The following is a 17,267-nucleotide window of genomic DNA, read 5'->3' as shown; positions in this document are numbered from 1 at the left end:
CCTCGCGCCGGTGCCTTAGATGCTCCGGGAGCGTTATGGCCGTGGCGCTCCTACGCATGGGCGTGTCCGAGGAACCGACCCTCGATTCGTTCGCCGACGAGCGCGCCGGCGCCGTCGACCCGGTCGCGGTGACCAGTTCCTGGTCAGGCGACGGCCGCTGTACGGCGTGTGGCGAGTCGGCCACGCGCCGCTGGCAGGACGGCGACGAGCGCGCCTGTACGGCCTGCAAGCGGTGGACAACCGGCAGTGACGCGCGCGACCAATAGACATACAAGTGTCTCATCACCTACCGTTCCACAGCCGACCAGTTGCGGTAGGTTCCCACACACTATGACAGATGCCCACGATACCCACGCTGTCGCGGACCCGCGGACCGAGACCGAGGGGGCCGCCCAGATGTCGGTCTCGGAGGCGAGCGACCTCGCCCACCGCGTCGTCGAGAACATCGAGACCGTCATCGTCGACAAGCACGACGCCGTCGTCCAGGTGCTGACCGCCGTTCTCGGCGGCGGTCACGTCCTCCTCGAGGACGTCCCCGGCGTCGGGAAGACGATGCTCGCTCGGTCCGTGGCTCGCTCCTTCGACGGCGAGTTCCGTCGCGTCCAGTTCACGCCGGACCTCCTCCCGACGGACGTCACCGGCGTCAACGTGTTCAACGAGAAGAGCCGGGAGTTCGAGTTCCAACCCGGCCCCGTCTTCGCGAACGTCCTGCTCGCCGACGAGATCAACCGCGCGCCGCCGAAGACCCAGTCGGCGCTCCTGGAAGCGATGGAGGAAGAGCAGGTGACCGCCGACGGCGACACGCGCGCCCTCCCCGACCCCTTCCTCGTCATCGCCACGCAGAACTCCGTCGAGCGAGACCGCACCTACGAACTGCCGGTCGCCGAACTCGACCGGTTCATGAAGAAACTCCGGCTGGGCTACCCGGACCGCGACAACGAGGTCGAGGTGCTCGACCGGGTCGTCGGCGGCCACCCCATCGACGACATCGAGGCCGTCGCGACTGTCGAGGACCTCCAGCAGGCCCGGGCCGTCGCCGCCAGCGTGGCGGTGAGCCGCCCGGTCAAGGAGTACGTCACCGAACTCGCGCGCTACACCCGCGACCACGCCGCCCTCGGCGTCAGTCCGCGTGGCTCCATCGCCCTCCTCCAGGCCGCGCAGGGCCGCGCCATCCTCGACGACCGGGACTACGTGGTGCCCGACGACGTGCAGGCCGAGGCCCCGTCGGTGCTCTCCCACCGCATCCGCGCGGAATCCGGCGGCACGCTCGGCGGAGAGCCCGCACGCACCCTCGTCCAGCGGGCGCTGGACACCATCGACCCGGAGTGAGATGGCGACGACACTCACCCGCCGCGGGCAGGCCGTGCTCGCGGCAGTCCTGCTCGGCGCCGTCTTCGGCTACGCGTTCGGCGGGCGCAGCCTGAACGCCGTGGTCGTCCCCGCGGCAGCGCTCCTCGCAGCTACGCGGCTGTACGTCTGGTCGTTCCCGGAGCCGGACATCGAGCGAATCACCCCGAGGGAGGGCCACCAGGGCGACCGCCGCCGCGTCGAACTGTACGTCGACGCCGACCGGTCGTACCCCGCCACCGTGACCGACGCGCTCGGCGACGGCCTCCGCGGCGACAGCCGACTCGAGACGGAGACGGACGGCCGACAGCTCACCTACGAGATAACGCTCGCGGCCCGCGGCGTCCACGCCGTCGGCCCGTGCTTCGTGGAGGCCACCGACCCGTTCGGCCTCTGGACCGTGGAGTTCAGGGGCGGCGAGGCCCAGCTCGTCACGGTGTTCCCGCGCGTCCACGCGCTGTCGGACACGGCGACGCTGCTCACCGGCTACGTCGGCATCACCGACGAGCGCGAGGAGTTCGCGGGCGTCCGGGAGTACGAGCGCGGTGACCCGCTCCGCGACGTCAACTGGAAGGTGAGCGCGAAACAGCCCAACGGCCTCGCTGTCACCGAGTACGCGGGCGAGGGGGCGACCGACCGCGTCACCATCGCCGCGGAGGCGCTGGGCCCCCGCGAGGACTCCGTCGCTGAGGCCGCCGCGAGCATCGCCACCCACCTGCTCGACGCGGGCATCAGCGTCGGTATCGTCACGCAGTCCGGAGGCCTCGACCCGGCGAACGGCGACCCGCACCGCCGACGCGTGCTCGGCGTGCTCGCGGACTTCGACGGGGGGAAACTCCGGCAGCGCCACAAGGCCGAGGCCGAGATCGTCGTCCACGCGCCGCGGAGCGGCGAACACGTCTCGGTCACCGTCGGCGACGACGACCACCGTTACGAGGAGTTCGTCGGTGGCCGCACCTCGGCGGCGGAGGTGTCCGCGTGAGCACCGCTCGCCTCGGACGGGTCGACCTCGACCTGTCGGGCGTCTCCGGCCGCAGGGCCGCGGCGACGGCGTGCATCGCTATCGCCGTGGGGGCGTACCTCTCCGTGCTCTACGACGTGGTGACGGTGGTCGGCGATACGCCGACGTTCCTCGCCGCGGTCGTCGCTTCGGTGGTGCTCGCCGGCGTCCTGCGTGCGCTCCCGTCGAAGTACGCCTTCGGCCTCGCGTCCACGCTGCTCGTCGGCGGCCTCGCGTTCTACCTGCTGGCGGTGCCGCCGGCGTACTTCGCGGTGCTCTCCCCGTCGCGGGTTCTCCAGGACACCGTCGCGCTGCTCACCGGCTACTCCGTGATGCGGATGCCCGCCGCAGGCGTGTGGGCCGTCGCCGTCGCGCCCGCGCCGACGTTCCTCGCCGCGTACTTCACGGCCCGCACCGAGTACGCCCGGGCGGCCGGCGTCGCGTCGCTCGCACTGGGGTTCTTCGTGCTGACCGGCGACAGCACCACGACGACCACGCTCGTCGGCGTGCTGGCGGTGACGGGCGCCGTCGGGTTCGGCACGCTCGCCGCTCACGGCGCGAGCGCCCGGCAGACCCAGGTGCTCGCCGCGGTGCTCGCGTTGATGATCGTCGGCTCCGCGACGGTCACCGCGGTCCCCGGCGGCCGGTCACCGCTCGTTCCGTCGTCGACGACGGCGTCGGCGGGGAGTCTCGTGAGCGCCGACGGCTACGTCGGGGTCGGTGGGAGCCTCCGCCTCGACCCGAAGGTGCAGTTCGTCGTCGAGTCCGACGAGCCGTCGTACTACAGGGCGTCCGTCTACGACAGGTTCACCGGCAACGGATGGGTGCAGACGGCGGACGTGAGCACCGACAAGGGGGCGCCACCGCCGACCGGGGAGCGCATCGAACACCGCATCACGGCCAAGCGGACCCTCGACCTGCTGCCGTCCGCGCCGGTCCCGCAGTCGGTCAGCGGCGTCGACGCGACCATCACCGAGTCCGGTCTCCTGCTGTCCGGGCCGACCCTCCGCGCGGGCGACAGCTACACGGTGTCGAGTCGGACGCCCACGCCGGCGGAGTCGGACCTCGCCGACGCGAGAGGCGAGACGCCCCAGGCGGTCCGGGACACCTACCTCCAGTTACCGGACAGCACGAGCGAGAATGTCGTCGACCTCGCGGACCGCATCACGGAGGACGCGGACTCGAACTACCGGCAGGCGACGGCCATCGAGCAGTGGCTGGAGGCGAACAAGGAGTACTCCCTGGACGCCCGGGGCTCCAGGGGGAACCTCGTCAACGACTTCGTGCTGAACCGCGAGATCGGCTACTGCACGTACTACGCGAGTTCGATGGTCGTGATGTTGCGCTCGCAGGGCGTGCCCGCGCGGTTCGTCACCGGCTACACCGAGGGGCAGCGCGTCGGTGAAGACGAGTGGGTCGTCCGCGGTGTCGACTCCCACGCGTGGGTCGAGGTGTACGTCCCGGACCGGGGCTGGATACGCTTCGACCCGACGCCGGCCACCGAGCGCACGTCCGCCGAGGACGACCGCGTCCAGACGGCCCGCGAGAACGGCGTCGAAGGCGTCGACGCGGCCGGGAGCGAGAACGGCACGTGGGCGCCGGCCACCACGACGACGCCGACGGGGACCGCAAGCGACCTGGCTGCGGACGAACCCCTGCGCGCGACCAGCGACCCGCAGGCGTTCCAGGACGGTGCGGGTGCCAACGAGCGGAACGGCTCGAACGTCGTGAACGTGACGGCGCCGGCGCTGGACGGCAGTGGTGGGAGCGACGACGGCCCCACGCTGCCGCCACTTTCGACGCTGGCCGTCTGGGCCGTCCTCCTGGTCGGCCTGACCGCCGTCCTCCGGTTCACGGGGCTGGCCGACCGGGCGTACCGCGCGCTGTGGCTGCGGTGGCTGCCCGACACCGGCGACCCCGTCGAGGAGGTCGAGGCCGCCTTCGAGCGCGTCGAGTACGTGCTCGGGAAGCGCTACCGGCCGCGCAACGCCGGAGAGACGGTCCGGAACTACGTCGTGGACGTGCGCGCGGGCGACCGCGCCGAGCGCGTCGCGAACCTGCGCGAACGGGCCCGCTACGCGGGACGGGTCGACGAGGAGGACGCTGCCGAGGCGAAACGCCTCGCGCGGTCGCTGGCTGCCGAATACAGCCGCCTCCCCGAACCCTGGCGATAGTGTTTAATAGACGGATTTCGTACGCCAACGTGTAATGTCGGAAGTCTGCTCGACGTGCGGGTTGCCCGAGGAACTCTGCGTCTGCGAGGACGTCGCCAAAGAGTCCCAGCAAATCAAAATCCGCATCGACGAGCGCCGCTACGGAAAGGAGGTTACCGTCATCGAAGGATTCGACCCGAAGGACGTCGATCTCGACAGCCTGTCCTCGGATCTGAAGAGCAAGTTCGCTTGCGGGGGCACCGTCGAGGACGGCGAGATCGAACTCCAGGGCAACCACTCGGGGCGCGTGGAGGACTTCCTCCGCGACAAGGGCTTCAACGTCGCCTGAATCGCACGTCGGCGGCTCACTTCTCTCTCGACTCGCGTCGGCACGTCGCAGCCGAGCGGTCGGACCGTCGTTCTCAGAAGGGTGCGTCGGGAGTGGATTCGCCGTCCACGTCGGTCGTCTCAAGCTCGCCCGACCAGCCGACTAGTCCCTCGGCCAGGCTCTCGACACGCGCGTCGTCGGCCAGCCCCCCGTAGGACGCGACGAGGCGGGCGGCCTGCACGCTAGACTCGCCGTGGGGGCAGACGGTGACGACGCGCCCGGCGCCGTCGAGGCGGTCGACCGACTGCGGGAGTTCCTGGAACGGGATGCACTCGCTGCCGGGGATGTGTCCGCGCTTGAACGCCGCGCGACGGCGGATGTCGACGACGCGTACGTCGCCGTCGTCGAGCAGCGCCTCGAGGTCGTCCGCGGAGAGCTCGCCGTCCATGGCCGGAGTGTGGTGGCCCGCGGCGTTACGGCTTTCGGTCGCCGAAACATCGAAGGGCGTTCGAGTGCTATCCGTTAGCATGGAACAGGAGACGCGTTACGTTCCGACCCACCTGCTCGAAGAGGACGAGGAGGACGTCGACCCGGACCACCGCGACCCGATGCTCGCGGCCGCGCTCGGCTACAGGTAGCCGTCGGCCTTTGCGAGCAACAGCCCCTCGATGGTCGCGTCGTTAGCCGGTAGCTCGCGGGCCGCGTGCACCGCGTCCTCGACGGGAATCCGCTTCACGGTGAGGAACTCGTTGTCGCCCAGTTCCTGACCCACCTCGGTCAACCCCTCCGCGTAGACGATGCCGCGCTTGTGCCGGAGCACGCCCGTCGCCGTGTAGAACTCCTGGAGGAAGTGGATCTCCTCGGCCTCGTAGCCGGTCTCCTCGCGGAGCTCGCGGGCGGCCGCCGCGACGTAGGACTCCCTGCCCTCGTCGGGCGCTTGCCCCTCGGGTTCCGCCGCTGATTCTTCTACGATACCCGCGACCAGTTCCAGGCACTGCTCGCGGATGGTCGGCCGGTACTGGTCGACGAACAGCACGTCGCCGTCGTGGACCGCCACCACGACGACGGCCGGTGGGAGCGACACCCAGTAGTAGCTCTTCTCGGTGCCGTCGGGCTGTTCGACGCGGTCGTAGCCGCCGTCGTACCAGCCCGTCTCGTACTCCGTCTCGGAGGCGACGACGGGCCACTCGTGGTCGTCCATGGGTAGCCGTTCGGCGCCGCGCGCAAAACGTTGTACGGCTCCGCGGGGAACAGCCTTATCCCTGCGAGCGGCGGACACTCACGCGATGAGTGGTGTCGAGGTCTCGGAGAGCGCGGGACGGTATCTGAGCGCCATCCTGCTCGCCAGCGCGACGTCGGGTGGCCCGGCGAAGACCGGCGAGGTCGCCGACCGCCTCGACGTCAACCCCGCGACCGTCACCGAGCGGATGGGGATGCTCGCCGACCGCGGCCTCGTCGACTACGAGCGCTACCAGGGAGCCACGCTCACCGAGGCAGGCGAGTCGGTCACGAGAGAGCTGATGTGGAAGCGCTGTCTCGTGGAGAACTTCGCGACCGACGACCTCCAGCTCCCCGAGGCCGACGCCGAACACATCGGCCAGGCGCTCACCGAGGAGACGGCGATGGCGCTCAAGCAGTACATCGACCACCCCTGCACGGGCGAGTGCCGCGCGCCGGACGCCGACTTCGAGGAGTGCTGTGCCGACTACAGCGCGTCGCGGTAGAACTTCCCGAACGCGATGCGCTGCAGCGTCGCCACCGCGGCGTCCGGTTCCTCCTGGAACGTCGTCGCCACCAGCGTGTCGGCGAACGGCACGTGGTGCCAGGCGACGCCGTCGACCTCCGTACTCCCGTTCTCGACGACCTCTGCGTCCGGGTAGTCGCTCTTCGCGGCCTCGAACTCCTCACGGTCGCCCACCTCGACTTCGAGCAGCGACGCGAACAGCGCGTCCCGCGCCGTCGCCACCACGTCGCCGGTGACGCGCTCGTCGTACTCCTCCTTGGGGAACTCCATCGCGCGCGCTATCTCGCGGGTGACTGTCTGTGCTGGCATCCCCACCGCCTCGAAGCGCTCGCGCACCTCGGCCTCCGTCTCGGGGGCGAGCAGGCCGCGTGTCTCGGTCATAGTTCCCGGAGCGTCCGCCACGCCCTACTCCCTTTCGGACTCTGCGGAGTCGGAGTTGCTTCCCTCCTCTTCGCGGCTCCCTGCGGTCACCGCTCGTTCATTCCGAGGGCTCGCTTCCCTCGTCTTCGCGGCTCACGGGTTGTTTCACTCCCCCCTCGCTCACTCCGAGGACTCGCTGCGCTCGTCCTCGCGGTCCTCGCTGTCCTCGCCCTGCATCCGCTCGGTCAGCCGCTGCGCTTCCTCCAGAACCTCCGCGGCCTCCCCCGAGACGTCCGCGCTCCCGGTCCGTTCGACGGCCGGCATCTCGTGGTCGTGGCCGTGCGCTTCGCTCGACGGCTCCGTCTCCGTCTCGGTCGCGTGCGGGGTCACCTCGGGCGCCAGCGACTCCGGGTCGCGGTCCGCCCAGTCCGGGACGTGGTCGTCGAGGAACACCTCGTGGTCGCCGCCGCGCACGAGCGCCGTGAACGCGAGGTGGTTCGCCAGGTGCTCGCCGTCGGCCTCCTCGGAGGCACAGACCGGACACTCGTAGCCCATACCCGGAGGGTGGGGCTACCGCCTAAAACGAGTCACGGTCGCGGACATCCGCCACCAGCACGTGGGCGTCCTCGCCGTCGGCGTAGTACTCCGACAGCGTCCGCAGGTACTCGAAGCCGAACTTCTCGTAGAGGCCGCGGGCCGCCTCGTTGGTCTCCCTGACCTCGAGTTTCACGCTCACCACGCCCGTCCTCGACAGCACCGCGAGCGCGCGCTCCAGCAGCGCCTGGCCGATTCCCTCGCCGCGGCGCTCCGGGTAGACGGCGAGGTTCTTCACGTGACCGAGCGGCCGGCCGTGGCTCGTGACTGTGTCGGCGACCACGTAGCCCACGATGGCGGCCGGGTCGTCGTCCCCGCTGGCCTCGCTCACGAGGAACCCCGGGGTGTCGAGCTGGCGCTCGAAGCCGGAGTACGGCCACGGCTGCTGGAAGACGGACTGCTCGATGCGGAACACGTCCAGCAGGTCCGCGCGGGTCGCCTCTCTGATGGAGGACGCGGCGTCCGCGGACTGGGCTGGCGTCACGCTCGCCGCTAGGCGGACCGCGGGTAAAGTGTCTGTGGCAGCGGCTGGGGATCGCGGCGAAAGAAAGAAACGGGAGAGTTAGTCGTCGGCGGATGCGGCGCCGCTGTCGTCGCCGTGGCGCTGCTTCGTCAGCGAGAGCTTGCCACCGGCGGCGAGCGTGCGGCGCTCGCGCTCGGAGGCGTCGAGGTGTGCGGTCGCCTCCCAGTCGTCGTTCACGCGGATGGTGAACTCCTCCTGGCCGGACTCGACGCCCGCGCGGGCGTCGTCGACGATCTCGATGTCGTCGCCCTGCTCGATGCGGTCGTAGGTCTCCTCGTCGATAGCGAGGGGGATGAGACCGAAGTTGAACAGGTTGGCCTTGTGGATGCGGGCGAAGCTCTGTGCGAGCACCGCCTCGACGCCGAGGAACATCGGACACATCGCCGCGTGTTCGCGGGAGGAGCCCTGGCCGTAGTTCTCGCCGGCGACGATGACGCCGCTGCCGGCGGCCTTCGCGCGCTCGGCGAACGTGTCGTCGATGCGCGAGAGCGTGAACTCCGAGAGCCGCTCGATGTTCGAGCGGAACTTGAGGATGTCGGAGGTGGCCGGGATGATGTGGTCCGTGGTGATGTTGTCGCCCATCTTCAGGAGCGTCTCGCCGGAGACGTCCGCGTCGATGGGTTCTTTCACGGGCACACTGGAGATGTTCGGGCCCTTGATGAGGTCGTCGTCGATGGCCTCGTCGGGCGTGATGATGTCGACGTCACCCTCGCCGTAGCCGGGGGTGTACGTGGTCCCCATCTCGAAGCCGGGGGCCTCGAGGTCGCCGAGTTCGTCGGCGAGGTCGCGGGGGTCGACGATTTCGCCCTTGAGGGCGGCCGCGGCGGCGACCTCCGGCGAGCAGAGGTAGACGGAGTCGTCCTCGATGCCGGAGCGCCCCTCGAAGTTGCGGTTGAACGTCCGCAGCGAGACCGAGTCGGAGGCGGGCACGTGACCGATACCGATACACGCGCCACACGTCGCCTCGGAGAAGTTGACGCCGGCCGCCATCATCTCCGCGGTCCAGCTCTGGCGGGCGAGCATCTCGGAGGCCTGCTTCGAACCGGGCGCGACGATCATCTCGGTGCCGGGGTTGATCTGCCGGCCCTCGAGCATCTTCGCGGCCGGGAGGATGTCCTCGTAGCCACCGTTCGTACAGGAGCCGACGACGACCTGCTCGACCTTCTCGCCCGCGACCTCGCGGACGGGAACGACGTTGTCGGGCATCGACGGCGCCGAAATGAGCGGTTCGAGGTCCGAGAGGTCGACGACGATCTCGTCGGCGTACTCGGCGTCCTCGTCCGGCGTGAGCTCGACGTACTCGTCCTCGCGGTCGAAGTTCGCCATCCACTCCTTCGTCGTCTCGTCGGTCGGGAAGATGGAGGAGGTCGCACCGAGTTCCGTCCCCATGTTCGTGATGGTGGTGCGCTCGGGAACCGAGAGCGACTCCGCGCCCGGACCCGTGTACTCGAGCACCTTGCCGACGCCGCCCTTCACCGAGAGGCGGCGGAGCATCTCGAGGATGACGTCCTTCGCGGTGGCCCACTCGGGGAGCTCACCTTCCAGTCGGACGTTGACGACCTCGGGCATCTCGACGTAGTAGGGGCCGCCACCCATGGCGACCGCGATGTCGATGCCGCCCGCGCCGATTGCGAGCTGGCCGAGCCCACCCGGCGTCGGGGTGTGGCTGTCCGAGCCGAGCAGGGTCTTGCCGGGCGCCGCGAAGTTCTCCTTGTGGACGTTGTGGCAGATGCCGTTGCCCGGTCGGGAGAAGTACGCGCCGTAGGTGCCGGCCGCAGACCGCAGGAATCGGTGGTCGTCGGTGTTCTTGAAGTCGAACTGGTAGGTCTGGTGGTCGCAGTACTGCGCCGCGAGCTCCGTCTGGACCTCGTCCATTTCCAGCGCCTCGAACTGCAGCCAGACCATCGTCCCAGTGGTGTCCTGGGAGAGCGTCTGATCGATCTCGATACCGATCTCCTCGCCGGGCGTCAGTTCGCCCTCGACGAGGTGGTCATCGAGAATTTTTTCCGTGAGCGTCTGTCCCATAGCGTGCGAAGATGGGCCTTCTGTGCCTATAAATCCCGCGTGTTTCGGAACCGCAGTAATCGCCTAATACGGAGCCGTATTCCTAAATTGGTGTGTGTGTGGACGATACCCACGTTCGGGCCACAACACAACCGCTAACCGGCCAGCACGCGGAGTCGGCGTATGTTCAAGAGCGGAGCGTTCGTCGCCGAGCACGTCGAACCTGTCAGCGAGGCCCAGGTCCAGCCCAACGGCGTGGACCTCACCGTCGAGGCCGTCCTCGAACAGCGCGAACCCGGGCGCGTCGGCCGCGACGGGAAGACCATCGGCGAGCGGGAACCGTGTCAGCCGGACGCCGACGACGGCGACACCTTCGCGCTGTCCCCGGGCGGCTACATCCTCCAGTACGCCGAAACCATCTCCATCCCCGAGGAGCACGTCGGCTTCCTCTACCCGCGGTCGTCGCTCATGCGGAACTCCTGTATGCTGAACACCGCCGTCTGGGACGCCGGCTACACCGGGAAGGGCGAGGGACTGCTGGAGGTCCACCACGACGTCGAACTGGAGCAGGGCGCCCGCGTCGCCCAGCTGGTGCTCTCGACGGCGGACCACGAGGGGGCGTACGACGGGAGCTACCAGGACGAACGGCTCGGGTAGCGCAGGGTCGCCTTTTTTCACGGTCCACGGAGAGGGAGGGGGTATGGACCGACTGCGAGCGCTCGGCCTGGCGGTCACCGCCGTGGGCGTCGCGGGCTACGCCGTGGGAACCGCGACCCCCTACCCGGGGCGGGCGTTCAGCGTGACCGCCGTCATCGTCGGCATCACGCTCGCGAGCATCGGGGGGAACGTGGAGGTGGGGGCGTGACCGTCGACACCGTCGTCTACGCGGACGAGACCCACGCCGAGCGCGAGGACCCGATTGCGGCCCGAGACGAAGGTGGGACGACGTGGGTGCGGGTCACCGACCCATCCGAGGCGGAACTCGACGAGGTCGCCGACGGCTACGACCTCCACCACCTCGAGATCGAGGACGTACTCGGCGACGTCCGGCCGAAGGTCGAGGAGTTCGACGGCCACACGTTTGTCCTCCTGAAGGCCGCGACGCTCCGCCGGGGCGACGTGGCGTTCGCCGACGAACTCCGCGACCAGCAGGTCGCGTTCTTCCTGGGCGACGGCTGGCTCGTGACCGTCGAACCCGAGCGGTTGCCCGCACTCGACGCCGTCTGGGAGCGCGTCGGCCGCGACGACCCGCGGCTACTCTCCTACGGCGCGGACTTCACCGCCTACCGCGGCATCGACCGCATCGTCGACGACTACTACGGCATCCTCGATGAGATAGAGGACGACATCGAGGCCGTCGAAGACGAGGTGATGGACGCCACGGGCGAGGACGTCCTCGCGCGCATCAACAGCCTCCGGCGGGACCTGCTGTCCGTTCGCCGCCTGCTGTGGCCGACCCGGGACGCGGTCGGCGCCCTGGCCCGCGGCGACCCCGAGCAGGTCGAGGAGCACACCGAGAAGTTCTACCGCGACGTTTACGACCACCTCGTCCAGCTCGTGGACCTCGCGGAGACGTACCGCGACCTCACCAGCGGCGCGCGCGACATCTACCTGAACGCGCTGTCGATGTCCACGAACGAGGTGATGAAGACGCTCACCGTCGTCGCGACCATCATCCTGCCGCTGACGTTCGTCGCCGGCATCTACGGGATGAACTTCGACGGCGGTCCGTGGAACATGCCCGAACTTGGCTGGCAGATGGGCTACCCGGCCGTTATGCTAGGCATGGCGCTGATGGCCGCGATACTCGTCGGCTACTTCCGTCGGGAGAACTGGCTCTAGCGCCGCACGTCGTCGAACAGTTCGGCGAACGTCTCGACGACGTGGGGCGGGTACGCTTCAGGGTCGAACCTCGCGACCACACGCGCACCGGTCTCGTCAGCACACGACAGGACGGCGTGGACGAACCGGAACGCCGTCTCCGTCGACGTGTTGTCGACGACGGCTTCGAGGTCGTCGAGGAACACTGTCGTCTCCTCGCCCTCCGCCCACGCTGACAGGTGTTCGTGGACGAGCCTGCCGACGGCCCCCACGTCGGACTCGTCTGGCACCGTCTCGACGATGCCCGTCACCGCGGTGATAGGACTCCCGGAAGTGCTCGTACTCGCCGTGGACCGCGAGCGCTCCCCGACGCTGACGACGGCCGCACGCTCGACGTCCCCGTTCCAGCGCCCCAGCCACGTCTCCGCGTCCGTCTCGTGCGTCACGCCGAGCACGCTGGACGCGTCCCCCGTGCCGGGCGTTGCGGTCGACTCCCCCGTTCGTGCGACGAGGACGTGCCTCGAAGCGTTCTCGGTTCCCTCCCCTCGCATGACTGCTTGACAACACGTTCCCCCCCACCAACATAAATCTTGACACGTAGTAGCGTGGGTCGGTCGGGCCTCGGCCCACGGAACGAACATTGAAACGTCTCGCCCGGGAGGGGACGACAATGGCACGCGGTCCGACCACGGGGTGGCGCTGATGGCGTCGGTGTCCTCCGCCCACCTCGTGTTGTTCATCGCTGCCATCCTCGTCGCCGCGGTGCTCGCCGGCACTATGACCCAGAGCGCGAGCCGACTGGGCAACGCCATCGAGGAGAGCAGCGGCGCGGAGAGCGCGCAGACCGACGCCGAGATCGCTATCGTCAGCGACCCGGAGAGTCCGAACGCCGTCTACGACAACGCCTCGGAGACGCTCACCGTCTACGTGAAGAACGTCGGCGCCAGCACCCTCCCGAGCGGTGCCGCCGACGTCACGGCCCTCGTCAACGGCCACCACCAGTCCGACGTCCGGACCACGGTCCTCGACGACGACCAGTGGCGCCCGGGGAGCCTCCTTCGCGTCCGCGTGAACGTCACGCTCGCCGACGGCGCCCACACGCGGGTCGTCGTCAACCCCACGGGCGCCCGCGACACGTTCACGTTCACGACGCCGTAGCGGTCGCTACGCGGTCGAGAACGGGAGTGGACTCGTCGGGAGTGAGCGAAGCCGGAGACTCCGCGAAGGTCGGGAGACCACAGGTCTCCAGAGGTTTGAACCCGGAGTCAGACGTGCTCGCTTCGCTGCGCGCGACTGACAGGGCTTCAAATCCGAGCCTGGTCGCGCCACACTCGCCGACGACGGCCGAGCGACACAGCGGTCGCTCGGCGCGTCGGCCCGGGAGAAATATGGACTCGCTGGGATTTGAACCCAGGGCCTCTTCCTTGCGAAGGAAGCGATCTACCGCTGATCTACGAGCCCGCACACGATTTCAATCGGTGGCTCTACTTCAGGCTTCTGTTTCGGCCGTTCTCCGGCAGTACTGAGGGTGTCTCTGTTCGTGCGCTCGTTCGTTACAGAAACGGGCGTGAAGGACGTTCGTCCGACGGCGAACGAATCAGCCTTGCAGCCGTGAGACGGCCGATTTCGGCCGTCTCAGAATAGTAGTCTGACCGGACACTGAATCGCTACGTACAGAGGACGTATTCATCATCAAAGAACTCCAGTTCGACTCCAATCCGTGGATGTAGCGGCTATCTCTTCATATTTGGAGGCGACCAGTGGGGGGAGGAGATGATTGGGCGCATTCCCTACCGGTGTATCAATCCCAGTATCCGACTTCGAACGTCATCAGGAGAGTCGAACGTTTGGTCGTCCGTCGAGGCAAGTACTTCTTCGAGGGTTTTCGTCCCGTGTTGGGTTTCGATATCGTAGTCGCCGTAGGCCTCGACCAATTCGTTCGTCGTGGCCGGATATTGTTCGGCTTCGAGTGCGTTGTCAAGTTCACCAAGCCGCTTGTCAGGGTCGCCGTCCATTGCTCCGTCTTCACGGTCGCGGTCACGTGTTTCCTCGCGCTTCCGCTCTGGTTCGCGTCGCTCTTCGTCATCTGGCATATCTCTCAGTAGGCGATGGAATCGGATAACGGTGTGGTCGCCCCTCGATGTGCCCCTATTGAACCGGATTAGAATATCCTCGGTGTATTGGTAGCCCCTATACTAAGCTCGCACACCCAATTACCGGCCGTCCCAACTAACGAACGTCGGGAACACTCCGAGACCTCCCTGCGGATTCTCATCTCACACTCCTCGAACGAAAGGACAGGTCTTGCGTGTCTCGCCACCCCAACCCCGTCGCTTGCTTTCGGGTTCCAACCCAAAATCGACGACGGGCGCGAAGGGATTTGAACCACGCGAACGCCTCGCTACACTCGCCGTTCTCTACTTCAAATCCTTCGTGCCGGTTCGCTCGTACTCTCACTTCGTTCGAGAACTCGCTGCACGGGCGCGAAGGGATTTGAACCCTCGGCATCTTGGTCCGGAACCAAGTGCTCTGTCCGCTGAGCTACGCGCCCTCGGGCCCACGTAGTGCGAGCGACCGTATAACGATTGTGAGTCAGACCGGTTCGGGCGTGCGGTCGACGATGGACTCCTTCCACGTGCCGCGGGTGAACCAGAGCGCGGCGACGAGCGCGCCGACGATGTTCCCGAGAGCCATCCCCACCCAGATGCCGGTGGCGCCCCAGCCGAGGACGAACGCGAAGAAGTACACCGTGGGGACGCGGCCGAGCCACAGCGTCACCATCGAGATGGCCATCGCCGTCTTGGTGTTGCCGGCGCCGCGGAACGCGCCCAGCAGCACCTGGAGGACGCCGATGAAGACGAACTCGACGGCGCGGATGCGGACGTAGGTGCTGCCGTACTCGATGATGGCGGCGGCGTGCTCCGTGTTGGGGCCGAGGAACACCGCGACGATGGGGCGCGGGAAGACGGCGGCGACGACGGCGATGCCGAGGAGCACGGCGGCGGCGAACTTCGCGGCGAGCCAGACGGCGCGTTCGGCGCGTTCGGACTGCTCGGCGCCGAGGTTCTGACCGACCATCGTGTTGGTGGCGCGGCCGAGCCCCATCGCCGGCAGGAACACCAGCGATATGAGGCGGTTGCCGAGACCGAACGCTCCGACGACTGCAGGCGGGAAGGAGGCGACCATCGCCGTGAGCGTGATCATCGCGAGCGCCGTGGTGGACTGCTCGGCGGCGCTGGGGGTGCCGACGCGCACGATCTTCGATACCATCGAGAAGTCGGGGACGAAGTGGCCGAGTTCGATGACGGGGCCGGCGGTCGTGAAGAACAGCACGTAGATGCCGAGGACGGCGGCGACAGACCGCGAGAAGATTGTCGCGACGGCGGCGCCTTCGATGCCCATGCCGCCGAAGCCGGTGGTGGCGTACAACGAGGACTGGAAGGCGCCGGCGCCGAGCATCGAGAACAGCGGGTTGTCGGCGAACCCGAAGATGAGGATGGGGTCGAGGACGACGTTCACGACGACGCTGACGAGCATCACGATCATCGGCGTGCGCGTGTTGCCGTAGCCGCGCATCAGCGAGGAGAAGACGAAGAAGCCGAACAGCGCGGGCATCCCGAGGAAGAAGACGCGCATGTAGTCGGCGGCCATCGGGATGACGACCCGGGCGGTCTCGGGGTCTGCGGGGAGCAGCGCGAGCATGTCGCCGGTGACGAAGTGGCCGACGACGCCGAGAATCGTCGAGATCGTGACGACGAAGCCGAGCGTCTGTGCGGCGACCTTGCCGGCGGAGGTCTCGCTGTCCGCGCCGGTGTACTGCGCGACGAGGATGGACCCAGAGGTCGTGAAGCCGCCGCCGACGGAGATGAGGAAGAACACGAGCGGGAACGCGATGCTGATGGCGGCGACGGCGTTGCCCGAGAGCTGGCCGAGCCAGAACGTGTCAGCGAGGTTGTAGGCGACCTGGAGGAGCTGTATCACGACGATCGGCCACGCGAGCCGGACCATCGGGCCGAGGAGGGCACCGTCGGTGATGGAGTCTGGAGAGCGGGTGTCGGTCACTAGAGGCGCTCAGTATGCGCGAGGATTTGAAAACTCCGACTTCGAAAAATGCGGCAAGCGGTGCGCGTTGCCGGTTACGGCGTCTCGTCGGTCTCCAGGGAGAACGCCTGGGTGGGGTAGGCGGTGCAGGTGAGCATGTACCCCTTCTCGATCTCGTCGTCGCCGAGCGTCTCGTTGTTGGAGTGGCGGATGAACTCGCTGGCGTCGTCGCCGCTGGCGACGCGGCCACCACAGGAGAGACACTGGCCCTGCCGGCAGGCGTACGGGAGGTCCCAGCCCTCCTCCTCGCCCGCGTCGAGGAGGTTCTCGTTGTTCCCGACCTCGATCGTCTCGCCCTCCTTGACGAACTCGATCTCGTAGTACTCGACGTCGTCCTCCGGGATGGATTCGGGGTCGAAGCCCTCGTCCGCTTCCTCGCTCTCCTCGAGTTCGCCCTCCGCGCCGGCGCCGGCGACCGCGCCCGCACCACCGCCGCCACCGATGGAGCGGTTGTACGGTTCCGGGAAGTCCGTCTCCGGGACGGTGGAGGCGCGCCGCTCGAGGACCTCCTGTGCGATGTCCTCCGGGACGGGCTTCGACGTGCCCTTGAAGAAGTGGAGCCCGACGAGCGTGAGCGCCATCCCGAGCCCGAGCGCCAGCCCGAGTGTGTCAACCATGTTCGGCGGTACGGAAGCGGTGTTTAACAGTATTGTGATTGCGCTACGCCGCCTTCGGGCGAGTTTTGTGGGCGCGCGCCGAACGCGTTCGTATGGACGTCGCTATCCTGCTGTACGAGGGCTTCGACGAACTCGACGCGGTCGCTCCCTACGAGGCGTTCCGGGCCGCCGCCAGTTTCGGCGGCGACGTCGACGCGACGCTGCGGACGCTCGTCCCGAGCGAGCGCGTGACCGCCAGCCACGGCCTCCGCGTGGAACCCGACGACGTGCTTCTGGGCACGCCGGACCTCGTGCTCGTTCCGGGCGGCGGGTGGAACGAGAGAGGCGACAGCGGGGCGTGGGCAGAGGTCCAGGACGGGACGCTCCCGGAACGCCTCGGTACCCTCCACGACGCGGGCGCCCGCATCGCCACCGTCTGCACGGGCGCGATGCTCGCCGCAGAAGCGGGCCTGCTGGACGGCCGGCCCGCGACCACCCACGAGTCGGCGAAGGGCGATCTCGCCGACTACGACGTCGAGGTCCGCGACGAGCGGTTCGTCGACGACGGCGACGTGCTCACCGCGGGCGGGGTCACGTCGGGCATCGACCTCGCGCTCCACCTCGTCGGCCAGGAGTGTGGCGGGGAGGTCGCGGAACGGGTCGCCGCAGAGATCGAGTACGACTGGTAGTCGCGCC

The 17,267-nt window shown here is 68.3% G+C and carries 22 protein-coding genes and 2 tRNA genes; 13 read left to right on the top strand and 11 right to left on the bottom strand.

Features of this window, described 5'->3' with window-relative positions:
* Positions 1-56: 56 nt before the first annotated feature.
* The 5 genes from HALDL1_02990 (at position 57) to HALDL1_02970 (ending at position 4,849) form a co-directional block, all read left to right on the top strand.
* Positions 57-266 (top strand): hypothetical protein, encoded by a 210-nt coding sequence (locus tag HALDL1_02990; protein AHG05105.1) that lies wholly within the window; start codon positions 57-59, stop codon positions 264-266.
* 64 nt (positions 267-330) lie between these two features.
* Positions 331-1,329: a magnesium chelatase gene (locus HALDL1_02985; GenBank protein ID AHG02701.1), complete on the top strand. Its 999-nt coding sequence runs from the start codon at positions 331-333 to the stop codon at positions 1,327-1,329.
* Between the two features lies 1 nt (position 1,330).
* On the top strand, positions 1,331-2,329 hold the full coding sequence (locus tag HALDL1_02980) for a hypothetical protein (GenBank protein ID AHG02700.1): 999 nt from the start codon (positions 1,331-1,333) through the stop codon (positions 2,327-2,329).
* A complete protein-coding gene (locus HALDL1_02975; protein ID AHG02699.1) occupies positions 2,326-4,521 on the top strand; it encodes a transglutaminase in 2,196 nt (731 codons plus the stop codon). Before HALDL1_02980 ends, HALDL1_02975 begins: the two co-directional genes overlap by 4 nt.
* 34 nt (positions 4,522-4,555) lie before the next feature.
* Entirely contained in the window at positions 4,556-4,849 is a 294-nt protein-coding gene (locus tag HALDL1_02970; GenBank protein AHG02698.1) for a translation initiation factor SUI1, read from the top strand.
* A 73-nt stretch (positions 4,850-4,922) separates the two neighbouring features.
* Here the strand turns inward: HALDL1_02970 and HALDL1_02965 are convergent, their stop codons facing one another.
* Positions 4,923-5,276: a rhodanese gene (locus HALDL1_02965; protein AHG02697.1), complete on the bottom strand. Its 354-nt coding sequence runs from the start codon at positions 5,274-5,276 to the stop codon at positions 4,923-4,925.
* A 79-nt stretch (positions 5,277-5,355) separates the two neighbouring features.
* Between HALDL1_02965 and HALDL1_02960 the strand changes: the two genes are divergently transcribed.
* Positions 5,356-5,466, top strand: coding sequence for a hypothetical protein (locus tag HALDL1_02960; protein ID AHG05104.1), 111 nt, complete (start codon positions 5,356-5,358; stop codon positions 5,464-5,466).
* Here HALDL1_02960 and HALDL1_02955 read toward each other — a convergent pair.
* Positions 5,457-6,029: an NUDIX hydrolase gene (locus tag HALDL1_02955; protein ID AHG02696.1), complete on the bottom strand. Its 573-nt coding sequence runs from the start codon at positions 6,027-6,029 to the stop codon at positions 5,457-5,459. The two genes, HALDL1_02960 and HALDL1_02955, sit on opposite strands and share 10 nt — an antisense overlap.
* Before the next feature lie 85 nt (positions 6,030-6,114).
* Here HALDL1_02955 and HALDL1_02950 point away from each other — a divergent pair, with 85 nt between their 5' ends.
* Entirely contained in the window at positions 6,115-6,552 is a 438-nt protein-coding gene (locus HALDL1_02950) for a Fur family transcriptional regulator (GenBank protein ID AHG02695.1), read from the top strand.
* Here HALDL1_02950 and HALDL1_02945 read toward each other — a convergent pair.
* The 4 genes from HALDL1_02945 to HALDL1_02930 all read right to left on the bottom strand — a co-directional run bounded on the left by HALDL1_02945 (position 6,534) and on the right by HALDL1_02930 (position 10,074).
* The gene (locus HALDL1_02945; protein ID AHG02694.1) at positions 6,534-6,953 is read right to left on the bottom strand and encodes a hypothetical protein; all 420 of its coding nucleotides are present in this window, start codon (positions 6,951-6,953) and stop codon (positions 6,534-6,536) included. The two genes, HALDL1_02950 and HALDL1_02945, sit on opposite strands and share 19 nt — an antisense overlap.
* A 159-nt stretch (positions 6,954-7,112) precedes the next feature.
* Positions 7,113-7,487 carry a hypothetical protein gene (locus HALDL1_02940; protein AHG02693.1) on the bottom strand — a complete coding sequence of 125 codons (375 nt, stop codon included), beginning with the start codon at positions 7,485-7,487 and terminating at the stop codon, positions 7,113-7,115.
* Between the two features lie 22 nt (positions 7,488-7,509).
* A complete protein-coding gene (locus HALDL1_02935; GenBank protein ID AHG02692.1) occupies positions 7,510-8,010 on the bottom strand; it encodes an alanine acetyltransferase in 501 nt (166 codons plus the stop codon).
* Between the two features lie 78 nt (positions 8,011-8,088).
* Positions 8,089-10,074, bottom strand: a complete 1,986-nt coding sequence (locus HALDL1_02930) for an aconitate hydratase (protein ID AHG02691.1) — start codon at positions 10,072-10,074, stop codon at positions 8,089-8,091.
* A 162-nt stretch (positions 10,075-10,236) separates the two neighbouring features.
* Between HALDL1_02930 and HALDL1_02925 the strand changes: the two genes are divergently transcribed.
* From HALDL1_02925 to HALDL1_02915, 3 genes are read left to right on the top strand one after another with little or no spacing between them, the layout of a single operon-like run.
* A complete protein-coding gene (locus HALDL1_02925; protein ID AHG02690.1) occupies positions 10,237-10,710 on the top strand; it encodes a deoxyuridine 5'-triphosphate nucleotidohydrolase in 474 nt (157 codons plus the stop codon).
* Positions 10,711-10,753: 43 nt separating this feature from the next.
* Positions 10,754-10,918 carry a hypothetical protein gene (locus tag HALDL1_02920; GenBank protein AHG02689.1) on the top strand — a complete coding sequence of 55 codons (165 nt, stop codon included), beginning with the start codon at positions 10,754-10,756 and terminating at the stop codon, positions 10,916-10,918.
* A complete protein-coding gene (locus tag HALDL1_02915) occupies positions 10,915-11,895 on the top strand; it encodes a magnesium transporter (protein ID AHG02688.1) in 981 nt (326 codons plus the stop codon). The genes HALDL1_02920 and HALDL1_02915 overlap by 4 nt, the downstream gene beginning before the upstream one ends.
* Here the strand turns inward: HALDL1_02915 and HALDL1_02910 are convergent.
* A complete protein-coding gene (locus HALDL1_02910) occupies positions 11,892-12,425 on the bottom strand; it encodes a hypothetical protein (protein AHG05103.1) in 534 nt (177 codons plus the stop codon). The genes HALDL1_02915 and HALDL1_02910 overlap by 4 nt on opposite strands.
* Positions 12,426-12,576: 151 nt before the next feature.
* Here HALDL1_02910 and HALDL1_02905 point away from each other — a divergent pair, with 151 nt between their 5' ends.
* Positions 12,577-13,032, top strand: a complete 456-nt coding sequence (locus HALDL1_02905) for a flagellin (GenBank protein ID AHG02687.1) — start codon at positions 12,577-12,579, stop codon at positions 13,030-13,032.
* 231 nt (positions 13,033-13,263) lie between these two features.
* Here HALDL1_02905 and HALDL1_02900 read toward each other — a convergent pair.
* Positions 13,264-13,335, bottom strand: a tRNA-Ala gene (locus HALDL1_02900).
* 431 nt (positions 13,336-13,766) lie between these two features.
* Between HALDL1_02900 and HALDL1_02895 the strand changes: the two genes are divergently transcribed.
* The gene (locus HALDL1_02895; protein AHG05102.1) at positions 13,767-13,979 is read left to right on the top strand and encodes a hypothetical protein; all 213 of its coding nucleotides are present in this window, start codon (positions 13,767-13,769) and stop codon (positions 13,977-13,979) included.
* Between the two features lie 373 nt (positions 13,980-14,352).
* Here HALDL1_02895 and HALDL1_02890 read toward each other — a convergent pair.
* The 3 genes from HALDL1_02890 to HALDL1_02880 all read right to left on the bottom strand — a co-directional run bounded on the left by HALDL1_02890 (position 14,353) and on the right by HALDL1_02880 (position 16,592).
* A tRNA-Arg gene (locus HALDL1_02890) sits at positions 14,353-14,425 on the bottom strand.
* 41 nt (positions 14,426-14,466) lie between these two features.
* A complete protein-coding gene (locus tag HALDL1_02885; GenBank protein AHG02686.1) occupies positions 14,467-15,882 on the bottom strand; it encodes a multidrug transporter MatE in 1,416 nt (471 codons plus the stop codon).
* 128 nt (positions 15,883-16,010) lie between these two features.
* On the bottom strand, positions 16,011-16,592 hold the full coding sequence (locus HALDL1_02880; GenBank protein AHG02685.1) for a (2Fe-2S)-binding protein: 582 nt from the start codon (positions 16,590-16,592) through the stop codon (positions 16,011-16,013).
* 92 nt (positions 16,593-16,684) lie between these two features.
* Between HALDL1_02880 and HALDL1_02875 the strand changes: the two genes are divergently transcribed.
* A complete protein-coding gene (locus HALDL1_02875) occupies positions 16,685-17,260 on the top strand; it encodes a thimanine synthesis protein ThiJ (GenBank protein ID AHG02684.1) in 576 nt (191 codons plus the stop codon).
* Positions 17,261-17,267: the final 7 nt, after the last annotated feature.

Source organism: Halobacterium sp. DL1, from assembly GCA_000230955.3.
Lineage (GTDB): Archaea > Halobacteriota > Halobacteria > Halobacteriales > Halobacteriaceae > Halobacterium.
This window is presented reverse-complemented; position numbering and strand designations above follow the sequence as displayed.

Coding starts and splice junctions, on each gene's coding strand:
- HALDL1_02955 (AHG02696.1), bottom strand. CDS start 6,029: ATGGACGACCACGAGTGGCCCGTCGTCGCCTCCGAGACGGAGTACGAG.
- HALDL1_02905 (AHG02687.1), top strand. CDS start 12,577: ATGGCGTCGGTGTCCTCCGCCCACCTCGTGTTGTTCATCGCTGCCATC.
- HALDL1_02885 (AHG02686.1), bottom strand. CDS start 15,882: ATGGTCCGGCTCGCGTGGCCGATCGTCGTGATACAGCTCCTCCAGGTC.
- HALDL1_02980 (AHG02700.1), top strand. CDS start 1,331: ATGGCGACGACACTCACCCGCCGCGGGCAGGCCGTGCTCGCGGCAGTC.
- HALDL1_02970 (AHG02698.1), top strand. CDS start 4,556: ATGTCGGAAGTCTGCTCGACGTGCGGGTTGCCCGAGGAACTCTGCGTC.
- HALDL1_02985 (AHG02701.1), top strand. CDS start 331: ATGACAGATGCCCACGATACCCACGCTGTCGCGGACCCGCGGACCGAG.
- HALDL1_02965 (AHG02697.1), bottom strand. CDS start 5,276: ATGGACGGCGAGCTCTCCGCGGACGACCTCGAGGCGCTGCTCGACGAC.
- HALDL1_02945 (AHG02694.1), bottom strand. CDS start 6,953: ATGACCGAGACACGCGGCCTGCTCGCCCCCGAGACGGAGGCCGAGGTG.
- HALDL1_02925 (AHG02690.1), top strand. CDS start 10,237: ATGTTCAAGAGCGGAGCGTTCGTCGCCGAGCACGTCGAACCTGTCAGC.
- HALDL1_02910 (AHG05103.1), bottom strand. CDS start 12,425: ATGCGAGGGGAGGGAACCGAGAACGCTTCGAGGCACGTCCTCGTCGCA.
- HALDL1_02940 (AHG02693.1), bottom strand. CDS start 7,487: ATGGGCTACGAGTGTCCGGTCTGTGCCTCCGAGGAGGCCGACGGCGAG.
- HALDL1_02930 (AHG02691.1), bottom strand. CDS start 10,074: ATGGGACAGACGCTCACGGAAAAAATTCTCGATGACCACCTCGTCGAG.
- HALDL1_02920 (AHG02689.1), top strand. CDS start 10,754: ATGGACCGACTGCGAGCGCTCGGCCTGGCGGTCACCGCCGTGGGCGTC.
- HALDL1_02950 (AHG02695.1), top strand. CDS start 6,115: ATGAGTGGTGTCGAGGTCTCGGAGAGCGCGGGACGGTATCTGAGCGCC.
- HALDL1_02880 (AHG02685.1), bottom strand. CDS start 16,592: ATGGTTGACACACTCGGGCTGGCGCTCGGGCTCGGGATGGCGCTCACG.
- HALDL1_02990 (AHG05105.1), top strand. CDS start 57: ATGGGCGTGTCCGAGGAACCGACCCTCGATTCGTTCGCCGACGAGCGC.
- HALDL1_02960 (AHG05104.1), top strand. CDS start 5,356: ATGGAACAGGAGACGCGTTACGTTCCGACCCACCTGCTCGAAGAGGAC.
- HALDL1_02875 (AHG02684.1), top strand. CDS start 16,685: ATGGACGTCGCTATCCTGCTGTACGAGGGCTTCGACGAACTCGACGCG.